Origin of the sequence: Phenylobacterium sp. (genome assembly GCF_020402505.1) — a bacterium.
Lineage (GTDB): Bacteria > Pseudomonadota > Alphaproteobacteria > Caulobacterales > Caulobacteraceae > Phenylobacterium.
On record NZ_JADBZL010000086.1, the window covers coordinates 44,461 to 60,821 of the forward strand.

Consider the following 16,361-nt stretch of genomic DNA (forward strand, 5'->3'; position numbering starts at 1 on the left):
CTATCGGGCCCCGCTGACGATGGCGGTGTGCGCGTTACGGTTGCGGCGGAAGGCCTCGTCATCAGCGCCGGGATCGATGGGGCGCTCCTTGCCGAAGGAAACCGTGGAGATGCGGGATGGCGACACCCCGAGACCCACGAGGTAGTCCCGCACCGCGCTGGCCCGGCGTGAGCCGAGGGCGATGTTGTACTCCCGGGTGCCGCGCTCGTCGGCATTGCCCTCGATCCGGACCTGAACGGCGGGATAGCGCTTCAGCCAGGCGGCCTGGCGCTCGAGGATGACGGCGGCGTCTTCGCGGACATCGTACTGGTCGACATCGAAGAAGACCCGGTCGGAGACGTTGATCACAAAATCCTGGACCGTCCCCGGAAGGGGGGTTCCGGAGACCGGCGCCGGGCGGCGGACGGGCTGGACTGCACCGGATCCGGTCGCGGAGTCCGCCGGGGTGGCGGCCTCAGGTGTCTTCGGGGCTTCGGTCGCCGGCTTCGGCGTCGTCTGGCAGGCCCCCAGGATGGCGGCGGCGGAGAGGAGGGAGAGCCACCGGAGGGTGGAGTTACGGGTCATTCGGGAGTCCTCATGTCGTCAGTTGATCAAGGGCGACCAGGCCGGGTCCGAGGCCCCGCTGGAATAGGGAGCCGGCTTCAGAATGCGGCCTGTGACATCAACGGTCCAGAGCCGCGGCTCACCTCCGGCCGCCTGGCGGCTGAACAGAAGGACCCGGCTGTTTGGCGCCCAGGTCGGACCCTCGTCCATATAGCTTGAGGTCAGGGTGCGCTCGTCCGACCCGTCCGGCCGCATGACGCCGATGTGAAACTGGCCGCCACTCTGGCGTGTAAAGGCGATGTGTTCCCCATTCGGGCTCCACACAGGGGAGGTGTAGCGCCCCTCTCCGAAGGAGATCCGCCGGGCTCCACCGCCTGAAGCGTCCATCACATAGAGCTGCGGGGACCCCCCCCTGTCGGAGTTGAAGACCACCTTGCTTCCATCCGGTGAGAAGGCGGGAGAGGTGTCGATGGCCGGATCCGAGGTCAGCCGCCGGCTCTGACGGTTGATCAGGTTCATCACCCATATGTCCGAGTTTCCATTTCGCTCCACGGCGAAGGCGACCTGGGCGCCGTCGGGCGAGAAGCGGGGGGCGAAAACCATGCCCTGGAACTGGCCCAGACTCTCGCGCCGTCCGGTTTCCAGGTTGAGCAGGTAGACCGTCGAGCCGCTCGGCCGCAGGGACATGTAGGTGATTTCCTGGCTTGAAGCCGAGAACCGCGGCGAAAGCGCGATCTCCGAGCCATCTGTCAAATAGCTGGGATTGGCGCCGTCCTGGTCCATCACCGCCAGCCGGAGGGTGCGATTCAGCCGCCCGCCGGTCTCCGAAACGAAAACCACCCGGCTGTCGAAATAGCCCTTCTCGCCCGTCAGGCGCTCATAAACCGCGTCGGAGATCTTGTGGGCGACGCGACGCCAGTTCTCGGGGGTGGAGGTGAACTGAAGGCCCAGAAGCTGCTGGCCGGCGAAGGTGTCCCACAGGCGGAAGTCCACTTGCAGGCGTCCATCCACCAGGTTGACCTGCCCGTTGACCAGGGCCTGAGCCCCCAGGGACTTCCAGACCTCGAAGTCCGGCTCGGTCGACACCTCCGCCTTCCGGCCGCCGGAGTCGATCGGGGCGAACAGGCCCGAGCGTCCGAGATTGTCAGAGATGACCCGGGCGATGTCGCCGCCGCGGTCGCCTGTGAAATCGGGGATGGAGAGGGGAAGGGGCCGGATATCGCCCCTGTTGACGTCCACCTCGATCTCCGCTCGGGCTGGCGCCGGTGCGCCCGAGAAGCCTGCAAAGACCAGGCAGGCGAAAAACAGGGCTGCAGCGGACATCCTCATGAACAGGCCTCCCGGGCGTTGAAGTTGACGGCGATTCGCTGGCCGGCGGGGCTCGCGAGCGCGGGAAAGGGGGCCGCCTGGAACACGGCCCGGATGGCCCGCTCGGCGGCCGCCCGGACCACGGCGTTGTCGGACCGCTCAAGGCCTCCGGCTTCGACGGGACCAGCCAACTCGCCTCCGGGCGAGAGCCCGAAGCTGACCCGCACCCGCACGTCCCGACCGCCTTCCACCTCGCAGTTCGGGGTCCAGCGCCTCTGGAGCTGATCCTGAAGTCCGGCCAGGGCCGCGGCGCTGGGCCCGGTCGCGGCGCCCCCGGTCGGGACGGCGGGCCCCGGGCGCGATCCGCCCAGCCGGGCCACCTGGCTCGCCAGAGCGTCCAGGTCGAGACCGCCGGAGACTCGCTTGGCGGGTGGAGGCGGGCGGGCCGGGGCCGCTGCAGGCGTCGCCACAGATCGAGGGGCCACTGTTGGGGGGCTCTTCTGGACAGGCTTAGGCTTGGGCGGCGTCGGCGTCGGCGCAGGAGGCGGGGGCGGAACGGGCGCAGGCTCCGGTTCGGCTGGGACCGGCATCGAAGGCGCCGCCGGGGCGGCGTCCGCCGCCGGAACCGGAGCCGCCTGCGCCGCCGCGAAGTCACCGGACGTGACAAGTCGCACGGCGACCGGCGGTCCTTCGCCGGCCGGGTCTCCTGCAGGCGCCCGGACCAGGACCAGGGCGGCCAGGACGGCCAGGTGCAGGAGGCCGGACGCCAGGAAGGCCGGGCTGATCCGCGACGTCAGAGTCACGGTGGCGAGACCCCTTCGGGGGCGGGAAGAAGGGCGGGTTCCGGCGCCGGCCCGGCGGCGGGACCGCCTGTATCGGTGATCAGGTTGACGCGGGTGAAGCCCCGCACCGAAAGGGCGGCCATGACCCGAGCTACGTCGGCATAGGCGGCGCGTCCGTCAGCCCGCACGAAGACCGCGCGTTCGGGGTTGTCTGCGGCGGCGGCGAGGGCCGGCCCGAGGGCCTCGAAGGGCGTCTGCCGGTCCTGGACAAAGACGGCGCCATCGGCCTGGATGGAGATGGCCAGGGGCCCCTCGGTCTCCTGGATAGCTCCGGCCTCTGTCCTGGGCAGTTCCAGGGGGACGCCGGCGGTCAGCAGGGGAGCCGAGATCATGAAGATGATCAGGAGGACCAGCATGACGTCCACCAGGGGCGTCACGTTGATCTCCGAAAGGGCCGAGCGGCGGCTGCGGCCATAGCGCCGCCGGCGTCCGCCGCCGCCGGCCCCGGAGAAGGCGTCATGTGCGGACAGGGCCATGTCTCAGACCCTGGACGCAAGCCGGCGCTGGACGGCGGTCGACAGATCGTCCGCGAAGCCCTCCAGCCGGGCGGCGTAGCGGCTGACCGCCGTCGAGAAGTGGTTGAAGGCGATGTAGGCCGGAATGGCGGCGATCAGGCCCAGAGCCGTCGCGAACAGCGCCTCGGCGATGCTGGGAGCGACCACGGCGAGGTTGGTGTTCTTCTGCAGGGCGATCGCCTGGAAGCTGTGCATGATCCCCCAGACCGTGCCGAACAGGCCGACGAAGGGTGAGGCCGTGGCCACGATGGCCAGGGAGGATAGGCCCGCCTCCACCCGCAGGGACTCCCTTGCGATGGCTGCGTCCAAAACCCGGTCGATCCGTTGGACCAGGAAGGCGGCCTGGCCTTCGGACACAGGCCCCCGCGCGCGGGCCTCGCGCCACTCGAAGAGCGCCGCCTGAAGCATGCGGTGCAGGGCGTGGGGGGGATTATCGCCGGCCTCGAGCGCAATATCCTCCAGGCTCCGGCCCGAGGCGGCCTCCGCCTCGAAGGCGTCGGCCGCCCGGTTCAGGCCCCGTAGCCGGACCGCCTTGTCGATGATGACGCCCCAGGAGGCCAGCGAGGCCAGGCCCAGGAAGATCATCACCGCCTTTCCCACCCAGTCGGCCCGCGCGAAGAGGGCGACGAAGGAAAAGGTCTCCGGCGTGATGGCGGCGGGCTCCATGGTCTCTCCGGGTTCGTGTCCTGGCAGGCCATACGCGCAGTTCGGGCACCTTGACCCGCGAGCATGGCGAAGTTGGGGCCTTTGTTACTCGAACAGGGGCGCCAGTTTGGTTAACAGAAGCTGTGAAGGGCGCGCTGGCCGCCCGGACAGGTCGATGCAGGCGGCCTCCACCTGCGCTTCGCACAACAGTTCCGCACCCCGCAGGATGCGCTGGCGGATGAACAGGCTCGGCCCGCGGATCCGCTCATAGAGGGTTCGCACCTCCAGGGCGTCGTCGATTCGCGCCGGGCGGCGGAAGTCGATCTCCATGCGAACAATGGTGAAGGCCGACGGCCGCTCACCCACCAGGAGATCGGAGTGGGACACGCCCGCCACCCGCAGGGCGTCGCTGCGCCCCCGCTCGAAAAAGCGCAGGTAGTTGGCGTGATAGACGACGCCGGTGAGGTCGGTGTCCTCGTAGTAGATGCGCACGGGCAGGATGTGCTCGCGGCCCTCGAACCGGCCGCTGGACGGGGCGTCCCTCTCGTCAGCCGGCATCCTCGTCTCCCTCGAAGAGACCGCCCTGCCCGGCCACAGGCGGGGCGGGCGGCGGCGTCAGGCCCAGGTGCTCATAGGCCCGGGCGCAGGCCACCCGGCCCCGGGGCGTGCGCTGGATGAAGCCCTGCTGGAGCAGGTAGGGCTCGATGACGTCCTCGACCGCGTCGCGGGCCTCGGCGATGGCGTAGGCCAGGGTCTCCAGCCCCGCCGGCCCGCCGGCATAGTTGGAGATCAGGGCCTGGAGGTAGCGGCGGTCCAGGCTGTCCAGGCCGGCGGGGTCCACCTCCAGCCGGGCCAGGGCCCGGGCGGCGGCGGGCCTGTCGATGGCGGCGGCGCCCTCGGCCTCGGCGAAGTCGCGCACCCGGCGCAGGAGGCGACCGGCGACGCGGGGCGTGCCCCGGGCGCGGGCGGCGATCTCTCCGGCCCCGTCCTCGGTGAGGTTCAGGCCCAGCCGCCCCGCCGCGTGGGCCAGCACCTTCCGCAGCTCTTCCACGGAATAGAACTCCAGCCGGATCGGGATGCCGAAGCGGTCCCGCAGGGGGGTGGCCAGCATGCCGGCCCGGGTGGTGGCCGCCACCAGGGTGAAGGGGGCGAGGTCGATGCGGATCGAGCGGGCCGCGGGCCCCTCGCCGATCATCAGGTCGAGGACGTGGTCCTCCATGGCCGGGTAGAGGATCTCCTCCACCGGCGCGGCCAGGCGATGGATCTCGTCGATGAAGAGGACGTCCCGGGGCTCCAGGTTGGTCAGTATGGCCGCCAGGTCCCCGGCCTTGGCTAGCACCGGCCCGGAGGTGGCGCGGAAGTTCACCCCCAGCTCCCGGGCGATGATCTGCGCCAGGGTGGTCTTGCCCAGGCCCGGCGGGCCGAACAGCAGGACATGGTCCATGGCCTCGCCCCGCCCCCGGGCGGCGTCGATGAAGATGGAGAGGTTCGACTTGGCCGCCGCCTGGCCGACGAATTCCGACAGGGTCTGGGGCCGCAGGGCGCGGTCGCCGGGCTCGGGCGGCCCGGGTTCGCCGGAGACGAGGCGGGTCACCGGCCCATCTCCTTCAGGCCGGCCCGGACAAGGTCGGAGACGGCGGCGTCGGGGCCGAGGGCGGCGGCGGCCTGCTCCACCAGGCGGCGGGCCTGCATCTCCGCGACACCCAGGCCCATCAGGGCCGCGACGGCCTCGCCGGCGGCGGAGACCGGGGCGGGACCGGGCGCCGGGGCGGCGGCGACGCCGGAAGCGCTGAAGCTGGCGGCGCCGATGGGCTTGCCCTTGAGTTCCACCAGGATGCGCTGGGCCAGCTTGGGACCCACGCCGCTGGCCCGCCCCACCTGGGCCTTGTCGTCCCGGGCCACCGCCTCGGCGAGGGCGGCGGGGGTCAGGACGTCCAGCACGGCCAGGGCCGCCTTGGGCCCGACCCCCTGCACGGACTGGAGCAGGATGAAGGCGGCGCGCTCGTCAGCGTCGAGAAAGCCGTAGAGACGGGGGCCGGCGCTTTCCGACCACTGGGTCTCGACCCGCAGGACGACCGCCTCGCCCGCGGCGGGCAGGCGCGAGAGGGTGCGGGCGCCGCAGCGGACGACCCAGCCGACCCCGCCCAGGTCGATCAGGGCCTCTTCCTCGGTGGTCTCCAGAACCCTGCCCGCCAGTCGCCCGATCATGCCGCCAACCGCCCCCGGGTGCGGGCGTGGGCGTGGGCCACGGCCACGGCCAGGGCGTCGGCGGCGTCGGCCGAGGCGCCGGCCGAGCCGGGCAGGATGCGGGCGATCATGAAGGCCACCTGGTCCTTGTCGGCCGCGCCCGTGCCGACCACCGACTTCTTGACGAGGCGCGCGGCGTACTCCGCCACCGGCAGGCCGGCCTTGGCCGGCGCCAGCAGGGCCGCCGCCCGGGCGTGGCCGAGCTTGAGGGCCGAGGCGGCGTTGGTGTTCATGAAGGTCTCCTCGATGGCCGCCTCATCGGGCGTCCAGTCGGCGACGACGGCGCTGATCCCGTCGAACAGGGCGAGGAGCCGCTCGGAAAAGGGCGCCTTCTCGTCCGGCGCGATCACCCCGTGCCCGAGGTGGGAGAGCCGGTTGCCCTCGACCCGGATCATGCCCCAGCCCGTCTTTCGCAAGCCGGGGTCAAGGCCGAGGATTCGGAGGGGAGCAAGGCTCATGGGCGTTCCCGGCGGTTGTTCGTGATGTGTTCCTAGGCCGGTTCGGCGCTGGCGGGAAGGGGGTGGCGCACCGGGCGATCAAGGCGGAATTCCGGCGAAAAGGGGGCGCAGTTGACAAGATTGGACAGGCGAGCGCTCCAAGACTAACGTCTGAAAGATGAACCGACTCCGGGCGTAACGCGCTCTCGCGCCTCGCCGGTACTGCGGCGAAGGACAGAAAGGACTCCGACTGACCATGACTTTCAAGCACACGCTTCTCAAAACAACCTTCATCTCCGGCCTTGCGGCCCTGGCTCTGGCGCCGGCCGCGATGGCGCAGCAAGGTTCGGATGTCGAGGAACTGGTCGTCACCGGCTCCCGGATCAAGAAGACCGAGTACACCTCACCCTCCCCGATCACGGTCATTACGGCAGAGACGCAGACCCTGAAGGGCCTCGTCGACACCTCCCAGGTCCTGCAGTCGACTTCGCTCGCTTCCGGTTCGTTCCAGGTCAACAACCAGCTCACCGGCTATGTGACGAACGGCGGTCCGGGCGCGAACTCGATCAACCTTCGCGGCCTGGGAGCCAGCCGGAGTCTGGTGCTGCTGAACGGTCGCCGGGTCGGTCCCGCAGGCGTCCGGGGCGGCGTCGGCCCCGTGGACCTGAATGTCATCCCGCAGTCCGTGATCAGCCGGATCGAAATCCTCAAGGATGGCGCCTCTTCCGTCTACGGATCGGACGCCGTCGCCGGGGTCGTCAACATCATCACCAACACCAGGATCGACAGGGGCTCGGTCGAGGCGTACTCGAACATGTCGCCCGATGGTGGCGGCGAGGTCTACAGGCTCAATGGAGTCTGGGGGAAGACCTTCCAGCGCGGTTATTTCAACGTATCGGCTGACTATTACGAGCAGAAGGTGCTGCGTCGTCAGGACCGGCCTTACACCGCCTGCGCAGCGGACTATCTGGTGGATTCCGCAAAGAACGAGCGTGTCGATTACAAGAACACCCAGGGCACAACCAAGTGCTACAATCTGTTCGCCAACACTCTCAGCACCAGCCTGGGCAACCTCGTCTACACCCGGCCGGGCGTCACCTACCCCACCGCCGCGCAGGGCAACTCCGGCTCAAACGCCAACATCCCCATCCCGGCCGGCCTGGCCCGAAGCGGGCGGGCCGGCTTTCCGCTGACCTTCCCCTACCTGGAGACCGAGAACCCGCTCTACGACCGGGCCTCAGTTCTGTATCCGGTGAAGCGCTACAACCTCTACGCCAATGCCGGGATTGATGTGACCCCCACCGTCGAGGGTTACGCCGAGGTGCTGCTGAACCGGCGCGAGGTGGACGTTTCCTCCGTTCAGCAGTTTTTTCCGGATCTCGCCGTTCCGTGGATCCTGGGGAATCCCAACAATCCCTTCGGCGTCTCCCTGGGTCGGCAACGCCCGATCATCGCCGTGAAATCCGACCTGTCGGTGAAGGTCGACTATGCCCGCCTTGTGGCGGGCCTCCGGGGCGACTTCTCAGGCTCCGGTCTTCTGGACGGATGGTCATGGGACGCCTTCCTCCAGTACTCCCGGTCGGACGGGGAGTACGGCGGCGACGTGATTTATGACGATCGCGTCCTCGCCGTGACCACTTCCGCCCTTCCCTGCGACCAGAGCGTGATCACAATCTCTGGGGGAAAGTGCTCGACCATTCCCAACGGCATCCCGCTGACCTCGCCACGGGTCCTTGCCGGCAACTTCACCGACGCCGAGAGGGCCTTCCTGTTCGGCTACGAGGTGGGCAATACGATTTATGAACAGACCCAGTTTGAAGCTTCGGCCACCGGCAATCTGTTCCGCCTTCCGGCCGGCCCGGTGGGGGCGGCGATCGGCGCCGCGTACCGGCGTGATTTCATCGATGACGTTCCTGGCCCGAACGCGCAGGCCCAGAACCTCTGGGGCTCCAGCACCTCAGGCCGCACCCGAGGCGGCGATAACGTAAGGGAAGTCTTTGCGGAATTGAACGCGCCGATCGTCAAGGGCGTTCCTCTGTTCGAGTCGCTCGACCTGACCCTGTCGGGCCGTTACACCGATTATGACAGCTACGGCTCGAACTCGACGTACAAGGTCGGGTTGAGCTGGGCTTTGACGCCATGGCTGAAGGTTCGCGCCACGGACGGCACCTCCTTCCGCGCACCGGCGCTCTTTGAACTGTACCTTGCCGATCAGATCGGCTTCCTCGATCAGGCCTCGGTCGACCCCTGCATCCGTTATGAAGACAGCTCCAACCAGAACATCCGCACCAACTGCGCCGCCGCCGGCGTGCCCCAGGGCTTCCTCGGGGGCACGTCCAGCGCCGTCATCGTCAGTGGCGGCGGCAAGGGTGTTCTGAAGGCCGAAACCTCCGAGGCCCGGACCTTAGGTTTGGTTTTGACCCCAAAGTCCCTGGGTCTTTCGGTGGCCATCGACTACTTCGATATTGAGGTCAGTGACGAGGTGCGTCAGTTCGGCGCCTCCAACATCGCTTTCCAGTGCTATTCGCGATCTGACTATCCGAACAATCCCTATTGCGGTCTGCTGGCCAGGGACACCGGCCCCACGCCGAGCATCCTGGGCGTTAACGATAGCTATATCAATGTCGCCAGCCAGAAGAATCGCGGGATCGACCTCAACGTCAGTTACGAGCATGACTTCGATTTCGGTCGTCTCCGGGTGGAGTCCCAGTTCACCTGGCAGTTGGAGGACAAGACCCAGCTGCTCGGCTCCGCGGCGGTCGAAGACTTTAACGGCACGACCTACTCGTATGACGGTCCGGACTTCACCGGCGAGGTGAACGTGCGTTTCGACAAGGACGACTGGACCGCCTTCTGGGGCATGAATGTCATCGGCAAGGCCTCGGATACAGGGTATCTCGGTCAGGATGAGTATCCGAGCACCCGGTACTCCTCCACCTGCACCAATGCGGCCGGCGTTGTGGCGCCCTGCACCACACTGCTGGCGTCAGCTGCGACGGCGAGTGGTCTGAGGGTCGTCGGCGCCCCTGTCCTCTACAAGCAGTATACCGAGTTTTATCTCACCCATGACCTTTCGCTTCGCAAGCGGATGGACAAGTGGACCGCGCAGGCGGGTATACAGAATGTGTTTGACGAGCATCCGCCCGCAGCTTCCGTAGACCAGTTCCGTATTGGCACCGCCGCCCTCAACGCCTACGATATGGTCGGTCGCCGGGCCTTCGTCAGGTTGAGCTACAGATGGTGATCCTCGCTGGGGTCTGATCCAGAAAGGGGCGGCGGACTTCGGTCCGCCGCCCTTCTTCTTTGGACGGAAACCGCCTTCAGGGCCGCCCGATCCCCGTGATCGCGTGATCCGCCGCCTTGCGCACCACGAGGTCCGCCGTCGGTCGGGCGCGGACGATGTGCTGGCGCAGGTTGGGCAGGTTGACCCCCTCCCAGACCCGGCGGGCGAGGCCCGTGACAGCGTCGCGGTCCATCCCCCGGAAGCGGGTGTAGAAGGAGGCCGGGTCGTGCTCGGCCGCCTCCCAGAAGCCCAGGAACCGGGCCACGTACCAGGCTTCCAGGTCGGCCTCGTCGGCGTCGAGGTAGACCAGGAGGTCAAGGGGATCGGGCCCGGTCGGGGTCTCGGCCCGGAAATGCAGGTTCAGCCCCTCGGCGATCAGGATGTCGGGCCGGTCGACGCGGCGGGCCAGGGCCGGGTCGATGTCATAGGTCACGTGGCTGTGGACTGGAATCTCCACCGGGCCTGACGGGACCTGCGCCAGGGCGGAGAGCAGGGCCGGGGTGTCGAAGGTGTGCGGCCAGCCCTTGAGGTCCAGGGCGCCCTCGGCGGAGAGAACGGCGTTGGGTTTGAGGAAGCCGTCGGTGGAGATCACCTCGACGGACAGGCCCCGGGCGGTCAGGCGGTCGGCGAGGCGCAGGGCCAGGGTGCTCTTGCCCGCCGAGACGGCGCCGGTCAGGCCGGTCACCAGGGTCCGGCCTTCGGGGCGGGCCGCGACCAGCCTTTCGGCCAGGACATCGATGGCCGGATCGGGCCTCATCCGCCCAGCTGCGTCCAGAAGCGGAAGTCGGACAGGCCCTGGAAGATCAATTCGGTCGGCAGCCCCACCGCCCGCGCCAGGCCGACCGCCAGGCCGAACAGGAGGGTCGAGGCGCCCGGCAGCAACAGGAGGGCGGCGAGCACGATCAGGGGCGCGACGGGCTCGACCTTGGCCGCGGCGATGCGCACCCGGACCGGCAGGAAGGGCCGCAGCACGCCGAAGCCGTCAAAGCCGGGCACCGGCAGGAGGTTCAGGACCACGGCGGTGGCCTGAAGGAAGGCCAGGAAGGCGAGGGCGGCGGCCAGGGTCTCCTGCCCCGGTTCCGGCGGCCAGAGGGCGAGGGGCAGGGCCAGGAGGATCATGACCAGGAAGGAGCCGGCGGGCCCGGCCAGGGAGGCCGCCGAGCGCCAGAGAGGACCGCGCATCAGGTCCTCCCGCAGCCAGACGGCGCCGCCCGGAAAGCCGATGCCGCCTAGGGCCAGGGCGATCAGCGGCCAGATCAGGGTGGTCTGCAGGTCCGCGTACTTGCGCGGGTCGAAGGTCAGGTAGCCCTTGTCCTCGATCGTGTGGTCGCCCCCCAGCCAGGCGACCCAGGCGTGGCCGAACTCGTGGACGGCCACGGCCAGGATCCAGCCCAGCATGACGAAGATGAAGGTCAGGGGCGGGAAGTCGCTGACCGTCATGAGATAGGCCGAGCCCAGGCAGGCCAGGAGGATCAGGCCGACGGGATTCCCGGACGCGGACTGGACGGTTCTGGCCATGTCGGCCCCTCCTGCGGGGTCAGCCTCCGAAGGCTTCGAGATCGGCGTCGGAGATGTCGTAATTGCCCCAGACGGTCTGGACGTCGTCCTCGTCTTCGAGGGCGTCGATCAGCTTGAGCAGGGTGGCGACGGCGTCGCCCTCCACGGGGGTCAGGCTCTTGGGCCGCCAGGCCAGGCCGGTGGACTTGGCCGCGCCGAGGGTCGCCTCCAGGGCCGCCGCCACCTCGTTGAGGGTCTCGAAGGCCGAGAAGACCACATGCTCCTCCTCGTCGGACTCCACGTCGTCGGCGCCGGCCTCGATGGCCGCCTCCATCATGGCGTCCTCGCCCCCGGCGGAGGCCGGATAGACGATGCGGCCCACCCGGTCGAACATGAAGGAGACAGAGCCGGTCTCGCCGAGATTGCCGCCGTGCTTGGAGAACAGGGAGCGGACGTTCGCCGCGGCACGGTTGCGGTTGTCGGTCAGCACCTCCACGATCACGCCGGTCCCGCCGGGTCCGAAGCCCTCATAGCGGATCTCCTCGTAGGAGGCGGCGTCCGCGCCGGAGGCCTTCTTGATGGCCCGCTCGATATTGTCCTTGGGCATGGACTCGGCCCGGGCGTTGGCCACGGCCAGGCGCAGGCGCGGATTCATGGCCGGGTCGGGCATGCCCGTCTTGGCGGCGACGGTGATCTCGCGCGAGAGCTTGGAGAACAGCTTGGACCGCTGGGCGTCGGCGCGACCCTTGCGGTGCATGATGTTCTTGAACTTCGAATGTCCGGCCATGGGTCCCTGCGCGCAGTGGGCGATGCCGGCGGTTTCTAGCCGCCCGCGCGCCGCCTGACCAGTCGGGGCGCAGGCTGGAGGGCGTCAGCGGAGGCGCCATCGACCTCCTCCGGCCTCCCTTTTCGCCATCGAGGCCGCGTCAGGGCAGGGCGAGACCAGGCAGGCGCTGCTGTTCCTGGAAGTCCAGGCGGCCGGACTGGAAGCCGGTCCTGAGGCCGGTCTCAAAGCCGAACTCCAGCAGGGTGTCCGAATCCCGCGAATAGGCGGGCCAGGCCTGGCCGCCGGGGCAGTCCGGGCGGCCGGTCCTGGCGAAGGCGGCCCAGCAGCCGTTCATCAGCACGGCCATGGCCCGGTCCTCCTCCGAGACCGCTGACATGGGCGTCCGCCGGCCCCAGTACTGGAAGACGTACTGGATTTCCGCGGCGTGGGCGGCGCGGTCGGTGAAGGGCCGGAACCGGGTCCCCACATAGGAGAAGTGGTAAAGCCAGGCCGGGGCGCCGGAGGCCGCCTGCCGGGCGATCCAGCGCGCGGGGGCGCCCATCAGGTTATCGGTGAAGACGGCCCGGGCCAGGGCCTCGTCGCCCCGGGCGGCCTCGGCGGCGTAGATCTTCCGCGCCCCCTCGGGGATGGCGCGGGCCATCTCCGGCCGCCAGGGGCCCATCAGCGAGTCCTCGCCGGAGTTCCAGCCGATGATCAGGGGGACGTCGGCGGCCCGTCCGGCGGCGAAGGCCTGGGTGGGGGTCTCCTTCAGCAGGCGCCCGTCGGGGATGGGACCGAAGCTCCCGCCCACGCCGCTCACCAGGGCCTCGGCCGGCAGGGCGCGCAGGTCGGCGGCGGAGGCCTTGGCGTGGCCGAGCGCCGTCAGGGCGCTCTCGCCCGCCGCCTCGCGCTGGGCCAGGGTGACCGGCGGGAACCAGCCGCCGCCGGACTGGACGATGGCCCGGGCGTAGAGGCCCTTGGCCGAGGGCGTCGCCAGCAGGGCCAGGGTGCTCATCCCGCCGGCGCTCTCGCCGAAGACCGTCACCTGCCGGGGGTCGCCCCCGAAGGCGGCGATGTTGCGCCTCACCCACTGCAGGGCGGCCACCTGGTCCATCAGGCCGTAATTGGCCAGGGGTTCACCCTTCTGGGCGGCGGCGGTCAGGGCGGGATGGGCGAAATAGCCCAGCGGTCCCAGCCGGTAGTTGATCGTCACCACCACGATCCCCTGGCGGGCGAAGGCCGATCCGTCGTAGATCCAGCCCGCCCCCTCCCGATGGCTGCCGCCGTGGATCCAGACCATGACCGGCGCCTTGCGGGCCTTCTCCGGCGCGAAGACGTTCAATTGCAGGCAGTCCTCGCTCATGGGTCCGTTGGCGCCGCCGCCGTTAGGCGAGCCGTCGGCGTTCATCTTCTGCACGCAGGAGGGGCCGGTCTTCGTGGCGTCCCGCTCGCCGGTCCAGGCGGCGGCCCGGGCGGGCGGGGCCCAGCGGCGTTCGCCCACGGGCGGGGCGGCGTAGGGGATGTTGCGCCAGACGCCGACGCCGTCCTTCGCCTCCCCGGTTAGGACGCCGGTCTCCACCTTCACCCGGGCGGGCTCCGCAGCGGCGGCGCCGGCCATCAGCGCAAGGGCAAGGGCGGCGGCCCGGGCGAGCATGTTCAGCATGGCGTGTCTCCCTGTCGGCTGGGACTTCGCCGCAGGGCCTGCAGGGCGTCAAGGTCCTGCTCAGTCAGTGGAAGTCCCGGCTGGCCACCAGCCGGCCGCCGCTGGCCGCCGGCGTCTCGCCGGGCTCGTCCGTCCGCAGGGCGGCGGCCAGGAAGGACAGGTCGGTGATCCGCTCGGCCACCAGGTGGCGGATGTCGCCCGCCGCCTGCAGTCGCCCCTCCACCAGGGCCAGGCCCGAGCGCATGACCGCCGGCCTGTGCGCCTCGAAGACATCCTTCCAGACGATGATGTTGGCCGGGCCGGTCTCGTCCTCCAGGGTCATGAAGACCACGCCCCTGGCCGTACCCGGCCTCTGCCGCACCAGGACCAGGCCGGCCACGGCGGTGCGGCGACCGTCGCGCATCCGCCCCAGCTCGGCCGCCGTCCGGGCGCCCCGCCGGGCCAGCTCGTCGCGCAGGAAGGCGCAGGGGTGGGCCTTCAGGGACAGGCGCAGGGTCCGGTAGTCCTCGGCGGTCTCCCGGGCGGCGGTCATGGCGGGCAGGGCGGCCTCCGGCTCCGGCAGGTCCGCCCCGGCGACGAGCGGCGCGTCCCTGTCCGCCCGGTCGGCGCCGGCCAGGCCCTTCACCGTCCACAGGGCCTGGCGGCGGCTCACCCCCAGGCCGGCGAAGGCGTCGGCGCCCGCCAGCAGCTCCATGCCCCGGCTGCTCACCACCCGGGCGAAGTCGGCGATGGTGCAGGCCCCCCGGGCCCGGGCCAGGACCAGGCGCTCGGCGTCCTCCTGGGCCAGGCCCCGCACCTGCCGCAGGCCCAGGCGCACGGCCCTCAGTCGCCGGCCGGGAACCGGTTCCAGGGTGCAGTCCCAGTCGCTGGCCGTGACGTCGGCGGGCCGCACCCCCACCCCGTGCTCGCGGGCGTCCCGCACCAGCTGGGCGGGCTGGTAGAAGCCCATGGGCTGGGAGTTGAGCAGGGCGGCGCAGAAGGCGTCGGGCCAGCGCCACTTCACCCAGGCCGAGGCGTAGACCAGGAGGGCGAAGCTGATGGCGTGGCTCTCGGGGAAGCCGTAGGAGCCGAACCCCTCGATCTGGCGGAAGCAGCGCTCGGCAAAGTCCGCATCGTAGCCCCGCCCGGTCATGCCCTCCAGGAAGCGGCGGCGGTATTCGCTGACTCTGCCCAGGTTGCGGAAGGTGGCCATGGCCCGGCGCAGGCCGTCGGCGTCGTTCTCGCTGAACCGGGCCGCCTCGATGGCCAGGCGCATGGCCTGCTCCTGGAACAGGGGCACGCCCAAGGTCTTGCCCAGCACCCGGTGCAGCTCGTCCGGCGGGCCGTGCTCCGGCGCGGGGGCGGGGAACTCCACCGGGTCGGTCCCGTCCCGCCGGCGCAGGTAGGGGTGGACCATGTCGCCCTGGATGGGGCCGGGCCGGACGATGGCGACCTCGATGACCAGGTCGTAGAAGCGTCGGGGCTTCAGGCGCGGCAGCATGGACATCTGGGCCCGGCTCTCCACCTGGAAGACGCCCACCGAGTCCGCCCGGCACAGCATGTCGTAGACCTGCGGGACCTCCTGGGGGACCTGGGCGATGTCGGTCAGCCGGGTCCCGTCGGCCCGCGGCGGGATCATCTCGAAGGCCTTGCGCAGGGCGGTCAGCATGCCCAGGGCCAGGACGTCCACCTTCATCAGGCCCAGGGCGTCGATGTCGTCCTTGTCCCACTCGATGAAGGTGCGGTCGGGCATGGCGGCGTTGCTGATGGGGACAATCTCGTCCAGCCGGCCCCGGGTCAGGACATAGCCGCCCACGTGCTGGGACAGGTGACGCGGAAAGCCCAGTAGTTCCCCCGCCAGGGTGGTGGCCCGGCGGATCTCCGGGGCGTCCGGGTCCAGTCCCGCCTGGCGGATGTAGGGGTCCGGGCTCATACCGCTCCAGGGCCCCCAGACCGTCCCGGCCAGGGCTGCAGTGACGTCCTCGGTCAGGCCCAGGGCCTTGCCCACCTGGCGGATGGCCATGCGCGGGCGGAAGTGGATCACCGTGGCGGCGATGGCGGCCCGGTCCCGGCCATAGCGGCGGAAGAGGTACTGCATGACCTCCTCCCGGCGCTCGTGCTCGAAGTCCACGTCGATGTCCGGCGGCTCGCCCCGGGCCTCGGAGATGAACCGCGAGAAGAGGAGGTCCTGGTCCTTCTTGGTCGGGTCGACGGCGGTGATGCCCAGGCAGAAGCAGACCACGGAGTTGGCCGCCGAGCCCCGCCCCTGGCAGAGGATGCCCTGGGCCCGCGCCCAGCGGATGATGTCGTGGACGGTCAGGAAGTAGTTGGGAAAGCCCAGCTTCTCGATGAGGTCCAGCTCGTGGGCGATGGTCCGGCGCTCGGCCTCGCCCATGCCCGCCTCGAAGCGCCAGCCCGCCCCCTCCCAGGTCAGGTCGCGCAGGTGCTGCATCGGGGTCTTCCCCGCCGGGACCGGCTCGTCGGGATACTCGTAGCGCAGCTCCGACAGGTCGAAGCCAACCCGGCCGGCGATCTCCAGGCTGCGCTCGACGGCGCCGGGGAAGCGGGCGAACAGGCGCGCCATCTCGGCGGGGGACTTCAGCCGGCGCTCGGCGTTGGCCTCCAGCCTGAGCCCC

15 protein-coding genes are annotated in these 16,361 nt (G+C 70.0%); 1 reads left to right on the forward strand and 14 read right to left on the reverse strand.

Going from position 1 to position 16,361, the window contains the following annotated elements; translation table 11 throughout:
- From pal to ruvC, 9 genes are all read right to left on the reverse strand, one after another.
- Complete coding sequence (gene pal / locus IM632_RS06775) at window positions 1–564, reverse strand: peptidoglycan-associated lipoprotein Pal (protein WP_296480019.1); 564 nt, start codon at window positions 562–564, stop codon at window positions 1–3.
- Window positions 565–582: 18 nt separating this feature from the next.
- Window positions 583–1,872, reverse strand: a complete 1,290-nt coding sequence (gene tolB, locus IM632_RS06780) for a Tol-Pal system beta propeller repeat protein TolB (RefSeq protein WP_296480018.1) — start codon at window positions 1,870–1,872, stop codon at window positions 583–585.
- A complete protein-coding gene (locus IM632_RS06785) occupies window positions 1,869–2,654 on the reverse strand; it encodes an energy transducer TonB (protein ID WP_296480017.1) in 786 nt (261 codons plus the stop codon). Before IM632_RS06785 ends, tolB begins: the two co-directional genes overlap by 4 nt.
- Window positions 2,651–3,169 carry an ExbD/TolR family protein gene (locus IM632_RS06790; protein ID WP_296480016.1) on the reverse strand — a complete coding sequence of 173 codons (519 nt, stop codon included), beginning with the start codon at window positions 3,167–3,169 and terminating at the stop codon, window positions 2,651–2,653. The genes IM632_RS06785 and IM632_RS06790 overlap by 4 nt, the downstream gene beginning before the upstream one ends.
- Before the next feature lie 3 nt (window positions 3,170–3,172).
- A complete protein-coding gene (gene tolQ / locus IM632_RS06795; protein ID WP_296480015.1) occupies window positions 3,173–3,874 on the reverse strand; it encodes a protein TolQ in 702 nt (233 codons plus the stop codon).
- Window positions 3,875–3,958: 84 nt separating this feature from the next.
- Entirely contained in the window at window positions 3,959–4,411 is a 453-nt protein-coding gene (ybgC, locus tag IM632_RS06800; protein ID WP_296531775.1) for a tol-pal system-associated acyl-CoA thioesterase, read from the reverse strand.
- Window positions 4,401–5,447 (reverse strand): Holliday junction branch migration DNA helicase RuvB, encoded by a 1,047-nt coding sequence (ruvB, locus tag IM632_RS06805; RefSeq protein WP_296480013.1) that lies wholly within the window; start codon window positions 5,445–5,447, stop codon window positions 4,401–4,403. Before ruvB ends, ybgC begins: the two co-directional genes overlap by 11 nt.
- The gene (gene ruvA, locus IM632_RS06810) at window positions 5,444–6,061 is read right to left on the reverse strand and encodes a Holliday junction branch migration protein RuvA (RefSeq protein WP_296497893.1); all 618 of its coding nucleotides are present in this window, start codon (window positions 6,059–6,061) and stop codon (window positions 5,444–5,446) included. Before ruvA ends, ruvB begins: the two co-directional genes overlap by 4 nt.
- A complete protein-coding gene (ruvC, locus tag IM632_RS06815; protein ID WP_296497895.1) occupies window positions 6,058–6,558 on the reverse strand; it encodes a crossover junction endodeoxyribonuclease RuvC in 501 nt (166 codons plus the stop codon). The genes ruvA and ruvC overlap by 4 nt, the downstream gene beginning before the upstream one ends.
- A 235-nt stretch (window positions 6,559–6,793) precedes the next feature.
- On the opposite strand from ruvC, the gene IM632_RS06820 reads away from it, so the two are divergent.
- Entirely contained in the window at window positions 6,794–9,781 is a 2,988-nt protein-coding gene (locus IM632_RS06820) for a TonB-dependent receptor (protein ID WP_296481098.1), read from the forward strand.
- A gap of 76 nt (window positions 9,782–9,857) precedes the next feature.
- Here IM632_RS06820 and IM632_RS06825 read toward each other — a convergent pair whose 3' ends face one another.
- The 5 genes from IM632_RS06825 to IM632_RS06845 all read right to left on the reverse strand — a co-directional run.
- Window positions 9,858–10,577, reverse strand: a complete 720-nt coding sequence (locus IM632_RS06825; protein WP_296552149.1) for a hypothetical protein — start codon at window positions 10,575–10,577, stop codon at window positions 9,858–9,860.
- Window positions 10,574–11,338 carry a site-2 protease family protein gene (locus IM632_RS06830; protein ID WP_296481093.1) on the reverse strand — a complete coding sequence of 255 codons (765 nt, stop codon included), beginning with the start codon at window positions 11,336–11,338 and terminating at the stop codon, window positions 10,574–10,576. Before IM632_RS06830 ends, IM632_RS06825 begins: the two co-directional genes overlap by 4 nt.
- 19 nt (window positions 11,339–11,357) lie before the next feature.
- Window positions 11,358–12,104: a YebC/PmpR family DNA-binding transcriptional regulator gene (locus IM632_RS06835; protein WP_296497901.1), complete on the reverse strand. Its 747-nt coding sequence runs from the start codon at window positions 12,102–12,104 to the stop codon at window positions 11,358–11,360.
- A 139-nt stretch (window positions 12,105–12,243) separates the two neighbouring features.
- Window positions 12,244–13,746 (reverse strand): carboxylesterase family protein, encoded by a 1,503-nt coding sequence (locus IM632_RS06840; protein ID WP_296552150.1) that lies wholly within the window; start codon window positions 13,744–13,746, stop codon window positions 12,244–12,246.
- Between the two features lie 64 nt (window positions 13,747–13,810).
- A partial coding sequence (locus tag IM632_RS06845) for an error-prone DNA polymerase (protein ID WP_296552151.1) occupies window positions 13,811–16,361 on the reverse strand: 2,551 nt, incomplete at its 5' end.

Bases quoted from the DNA above. Each gene is read 5' to 3' on its own strand.
- tolQ (WP_296480015.1), bottom strand. From the start codon at position 3,874: ATGGAGCCCGCCGCCATCACGCCGGAGACCTTTTCCTTCGTCGCCCTC.
- IM632_RS06820 (WP_296481098.1), top strand. From the start codon at position 6,794: ATGACTTTCAAGCACACGCTTCTCAAAACAACCTTCATCTCCGGCCTT.
- ruvC (WP_296497895.1), bottom strand. From the start codon at position 6,558: ATGAGCCTTGCTCCCCTCCGAATCCTCGGCCTTGACCCCGGCTTGCGA.
- tolB (WP_296480018.1), bottom strand. From the start codon at position 1,872: ATGAGGATGTCCGCTGCAGCCCTGTTTTTCGCCTGCCTGGTCTTTGCA.
- ybgC (WP_296531775.1), bottom strand. From the start codon at position 4,411: ATGCCGGCTGACGAGAGGGACGCCCCGTCCAGCGGCCGGTTCGAGGGC.
- pal (WP_296480019.1), bottom strand. From the start codon at position 564: ATGACCCGTAACTCCACCCTCCGGTGGCTCTCCCTCCTCTCCGCCGCC.
- IM632_RS06790 (WP_296480016.1), bottom strand. From the start codon at position 3,169: ATGGCCCTGTCCGCACATGACGCCTTCTCCGGGGCCGGCGGCGGCGGA.
- ruvA (WP_296497893.1), bottom strand. From the start codon at position 6,061: ATGATCGGGCGACTGGCGGGCAGGGTTCTGGAGACCACCGAGGAAGAG.
- IM632_RS06830 (WP_296481093.1), bottom strand. From the start codon at position 11,338: ATGGCCAGAACCGTCCAGTCCGCGTCCGGGAATCCCGTCGGCCTGATC.
- IM632_RS06835 (WP_296497901.1), bottom strand. From the start codon at position 12,104: ATGGCCGGACATTCGAAGTTCAAGAACATCATGCACCGCAAGGGTCGC.
- IM632_RS06825 (WP_296552149.1), bottom strand. From the start codon at position 10,577: ATGAGGCCCGATCCGGCCATCGATGTCCTGGCCGAAAGGCTGGTCGCG.
- IM632_RS06840 (WP_296552150.1), bottom strand. From the start codon at position 13,746: ATGCTGAACATGCTCGCCCGGGCCGCCGCCCTTGCCCTTGCGCTGATG.